Source organism: Propionicimonas sp., assembly GCF_034927565.1.
GTDB lineage: Bacteria > Actinomycetota > Actinomycetes > Propionibacteriales > Propionibacteriaceae > Propionicimonas.
The window spans coordinates 1-4,786 of sequence record NZ_JAYFPT010000074.1 but is presented as its reverse complement, the minus strand read 5'-3'; the positions used below and the strand labels follow the sequence as shown (position 1 = coordinate 4,786).

The following is a 4,786-nucleotide window of genomic DNA, read 5'->3' as shown; positions in this document are numbered from 1 at the left end:
CGCCACGCCAAGCAGGGTCGCCACCCCGACGATGAGCACGACGTCCGCGGCCCCCAGTCGGTAGGCCCGGATCGCCGTACGCCCTACGTCTCCGCGGTAGCCGCGCGAATCCATCGCCTCGGCGAGTTCCCTGGCGCGGACGAGGGCGACGATCACGACCGGGATCACCAGTGGGACCACGGCGCGGGTACGTTGCAGCGCGTTACCGCGCTGGATGCCACCACCTCTGGCAAGTTGTGCGGCCTGCATTCGTCCGACCTCGCGCAGCATGATCGGCAGGAACCGCAGCGCGATGCTGAACATCATGACGGCCTCGTGGGCCGGCACGCCGAACCGCTTCAGAGGTGCAAGCAGCCGCTCACCACCTTCGGCCAGCTGGATGGGTTCGGTAGAGCGGACCAGGACGGTGAGTGCGAGCACGATGCCGGCGATCTGGCAGCACATGGTGGCTCCGTCGAGCAGGCCGGACGGCGAGACCCGTAACGGACCCCAGAGTGTGGCGTCCGGGGCCGCGGCGCCGCGGATCACGCCACGCAGGATGAGCGTTGTCAGGAAGAAGAACGTCAGTGAGGCCAACGTCCCTGCCAGCAACTTCAGGCCGAGGCGGGCGGTCACCCAGGCGACCACCAGCGCCAGCACGACCGTGGCCTTGAACGGCAGCGAGTCCGAGGCGATCAGGGCGACCACGGCGACACCGGCGGCGACGATCTTCGAACGGGGGTCGAGCCGTTCTGCGAGCGAACCGGTTTCGCGATAAAGAGTGAGCGCCGCGGTCATCCCGCCACCTCCTGCAGGTCGTCGTCGAGAACACGCCGGCCCTCCAGGTACCGCGTGCGGGCCTCGCCGCGAACGATCGCCGGGTCGAGTTCCGGCAACAGCGGCCAGCCCATCGCGGCCCGCAACCGCCGCGCGGCAAGGAGTTCTGCCGGGTCGCCGTCGGCGAGCACGCGCCCGTCGGCCAGCACGATGAGCCGTCCAGCGTGGGCGAAGATCTCCTCCAGCCGGTGACTCACCCACAACACACCCAAGCCGTCGGCTCGCAATCGGGCGAGGATCTCGAAGAGGGTGTCGCGGGAGGGCTTGTCCAGGCCCGCGGTGGGTTCATCGAGAATGAGGACGCGGGGCTCGGTGACCAGCACCCCGGCGAGAGCCACCTTGCGTTGCTGTCCACCCGAGAGCTCGAACGGGCTGCGGTCGCCGAACTCGTCGGGATCGAGTCCGACCCGCCGCAGTTGCGCATCGACGCGGCGGCACTCCTCGTCCTTGCCAAGCCTCGCCGCGCGCAGCCCGAAGCCGACGTCCTCGCGCACGGTCGGCGCGAACAACTGGTGCTCCGGGTGCTGGAACAGGTAACCGATCGGGTCGAACAACTCCGGCGTTCGCAGCGCCCACGGATCACGAGCCGCGGAACCGTCCCCTGTCCGGACCCGGACAGAACCGACGGTCGGCCTCAGCAGGCCCTTCACGATCGAGACCAGAGTCGACTTGCCAGCCCCGGAACGTCCTGCGATCGCGACCAGTTCACCGGGACGGATGGCCAGGTCCGCGCCCCGCAGGACGGGTGCCGGCAGGTCGTCCGGCGTGGTGGGACGGGAACGCTGCGGCCACCAGCGCGGCCGCACCCGGATGCTGTAGTCGTGACCGACGCCGTGGGCTTCTACCAGCGCCGGGCCTGCGGCCGGACTCCCCCACGTCGTCCGCACCTCCACCGGGCCGGGCAGTTGCCACCGCAACGGCGGCTCCAGACCGCACTGCTCCAGCAGTTCGGTCCGTACCAGTACCTCGGCCGGTGTCCCGACCGCACGGACGCGGCCGCCGTCCATCACGAAGACCCGGTCCACCTGCTCGATCTCCTCCAGGTGGTGGGTGATCTGCACAACGGAGATCCCCGACCGTCCCCCGACGTCCGCCACGGTGGCAAGCACCTGCTCGCGTCCCCACGGGTCCAGCATGGCAGTCACCTCATCGAGGACCAGGTGCCGCGGTTCGAGCGCCAGCACGCCGGCCAGCGCGAGCCGCTGCAGTTCACCACCGGACAGCGAGTCGACATCGCGGGACAGATCGACCTCGAGGCCCACTGCCGCCAGTGCCTGCCGCGCCCGTTCGGGCATCCGGTCGGTCGGGACGGCGACGTTGGCCAGCCCGAAGGCGATGTCTTCATAGACGGTCGCGCCGACCTGCTGGTTCTCCGGGGTCTGGAAAACCAGTTGCAGGCGGCGGCGCACCTCGGGCGCCTGGCCGGGGTCGGCCGGGTCATACCCGTCAACCCGGATGGTGCCGGACAGCGGACGCAGCAGCCCGTTCAGCAGGCGTGCGATGGTGGACTTGCCGGAACCGTTGCGTCCGAGCAGGGCGACGTGCTCGCCGTCCTCGATCTGCAGGCTGAGATCATCCACGACGGCGGGTGAGCCGGCTTCGTAACCGAAACGGACGTGGTCAAGGACGATCACGAGGCCACCGCCAGGGTCCGCGGGTGCCGGAAGCGGTCGGCCTCTGGGTCGAAACTGCGCGCACCGCGGGGTAGCCGCCACAGTCGCGGCAGGTCGACTCCGGTGTCCCGGGCGACCTGGAGGACGAGGTCGACGAAGGCCCGCCCCGCGGCACTGCGCTCGTCCGCGATCCGAAGGACCAGCCCGGCGACGGTGTAGCCGCCAGCCCGGTAGCTGGCGAGTTGCCCGAAGACGAACTCCAGGTTGGCGCGGTCCTCGCCGGGGCTGCCGTCCGGAGCTGCGGGCAGCAGGTGGTCGGGGACGGGAAGCTGGTACACCCCGAGTCCGGCGGCATCAGCCCAGGCGACGACGGCAGCACTGACCGGGTCGGCTGCCCCGACGATGCTGCCGTTCAGGACGGAGTGGCTGACCAGCACGATGCCGTAGCCGCGCCGGTCGACGTCGGTCTCAGGCATCGACGGCCACCCTCCTGGTGCGCCGTACCGGAAGCCCGGGTCCGTCCGAGACGAGGACGGGAGCGCGCTGCTCACGACGTTTTCGCTGGGCGAGCGTCAACGAGTCGGCGTCGTCCGGGTAGAGCCGCCGGACGGCGGGGTCACCGAAGCAGGTCTGCGGGTCGGCGGGGTCGAACTCACCGGTTGCCGTGGTGGGGACCTGCCACAACTGCGTGATCTCAATCCCCGCTGCGGCGGCCGCGTCGAGAAGGTCGGTGATCCAGTTGCCGGTATCCGGGTCGCAGGCAGGACTGCCCTGCACGTGCAGGCCACCCACGATCTGGTAGCCGGCCGCCTGGTAGCGCTTCAGTTGCCTGATCACCGGTCCGAGCAGTTCTGCATTCGAGGCATGGAACCCCTCGGTGTTGTAGTCGTCGAAGGAGGCCGGGAGCCTGCCGGGACCCGCGTAGCGGAACTCTGGGCACGGCAGCTGGTAGATCGCGTAGCCGTTCGCGATCGCCCAGTCGACCGCCGAGCGCATGACGCCAGCGCTGCGAGCCAGCGGCTGTACGACCGCGTTCTGGTTGAGGACGCAGTGGGACGCGATCAGCAGGCGGCGCGGCGCAGCGTCCGCACCGCCTGCTGCCGGTCCCTGGTTTCGGGTGGTTTCGGTCATGCGTTCTGGCTGGAAGTCTCGGCGACGGATGCTTCGGCGACGTCCCCGACAGCGTCGGTGGACGCTTCGCCCGACTCCGCGCCGACCCGGTAGCGCGGCTTGACGAGCGAGGCCGGGATCGCCTGGACGATCGCCAGGACGATGAACGCGGTCAGGATCTTGTCGACGGCGTTGGACCCGAGCCGCGGCCAGAAGGCCGCGCCGAAGACGCTCTGCCCGGCCTGCTCCGCCCACAGCACCAGCACGTCGAGCGCGCCGCCGGTGAGCCCACCGAACACGCCGACGGCGATTGCGGTGCCCACCAGCGGCGCGATCACCGCGACGACCGCACCGGCGACCGGCACGGTCCTGATCGTGTACCCCCACCGGTTGGCGATGAAGCCGACGATGACGGCGATCACGACCTGGACGATCGCGAACGGGATGGCGGAGGGCCCGGACGTGATGCCGAGAACGAGGTTGGAAACGACTCCGACGAGGATGCCCCAGCGGATCCCGAACAGCACCGACACCAGGAAGGTGCCGATCGTGTCGAGGAACAGGAAGGGAAGCGCCAGCAGGGAGACGAGCGTCCCGCCGACGACGTTGATGACGACGGCGATCGCGCTGATGGTCAGGACGAGCGTCACCGAGTTCGGGTTGACCAGCCGGCCGCCGGACGGCACAGCTGTGGTGGTTGCAGACATGGTTCTTCCTCTGGTTCGTGTGCGTGGATGGGTGTGTGCGCACACCAACGACCGCCATGGTGGTCACGGGGGATGGCCGCAGGTGCACGCTCAAGACCGACAGGAGTCGATCGAGCCGGTGTCACCGGGCCTGACAACAGCGGCACATGGCCGCCGGGACGACGGAACGCATGCCACGATCGCCGCGGAAAGCGGCGGGCGCAGCAGAGAACTCCGAAGTCACGTGGCGATCTTAGGGACCAAAGCCGTGCGCGACAAGCACTGTTCACATCGCGGGCGAGATTGCCGGCCAGAAGCTTCCGCGCCAAGTGACGCCTTCACGGTGGTGCCGCGGAGGTCCACCTGCACGCCGTCTGGTCATCGTGCCCCAGCGGAGCACCCCACCACAGCAGTCCGGTGTGAGAACGACCTTGTCGAGATCCTCGGGGACGGCAATCGCGGCCACTGGATCGAGGACGCCGGGAGACTCACCCTCTCGGCAACGTGAGCAGTGGCAGACCCAACCACTGAGATACCTGCAACCTGGGTGTCCGAGGTGAC

At 69.3% G+C, this 4,786-nt stretch carries 5 protein-coding genes; all 5 read right to left on the bottom strand.

The annotated features are described in order from the left end of the window. Positions 1-777, bottom strand: a 777-nt coding sequence (locus VB080_RS12635) for an energy-coupling factor transporter transmembrane component T (protein WP_323418811.1), incomplete at its 3' end; no start/stop codon positions are given. Next, on the bottom strand, positions 774-2,450 hold the full coding sequence (locus VB080_RS12630) for an energy-coupling factor transporter ATPase (protein WP_323418810.1): 1,677 nt from the start codon (positions 2,448-2,450) through the stop codon (positions 774-776). The genes VB080_RS12635 and VB080_RS12630, both read right to left, overlap by 4 nt. Beyond that, positions 2,447-2,905, bottom strand: coding sequence for a hypothetical protein (locus VB080_RS12625; RefSeq protein ID WP_323418809.1), 459 nt, complete (start codon positions 2,903-2,905; stop codon positions 2,447-2,449). The genes VB080_RS12630 and VB080_RS12625 overlap by 4 nt, the downstream gene beginning before the upstream one ends. Next, positions 2,898-3,560, bottom strand: coding sequence for a hypothetical protein (locus VB080_RS12620; RefSeq protein ID WP_323418808.1), 663 nt, complete (start codon positions 3,558-3,560; stop codon positions 2,898-2,900). The genes VB080_RS12625 and VB080_RS12620 overlap by 8 nt, the downstream gene beginning before the upstream one ends. Continuing rightward, on the bottom strand, positions 3,557-4,246 hold the full coding sequence (locus VB080_RS12615; RefSeq protein ID WP_323418807.1) for a CD3073 family putative ECF transporter S component: 690 nt from the start codon (positions 4,244-4,246) through the stop codon (positions 3,557-3,559). Before VB080_RS12615 ends, VB080_RS12620 begins: the two co-directional genes overlap by 4 nt. Positions 4,247-4,786 lie beyond the last annotated feature (540 nt).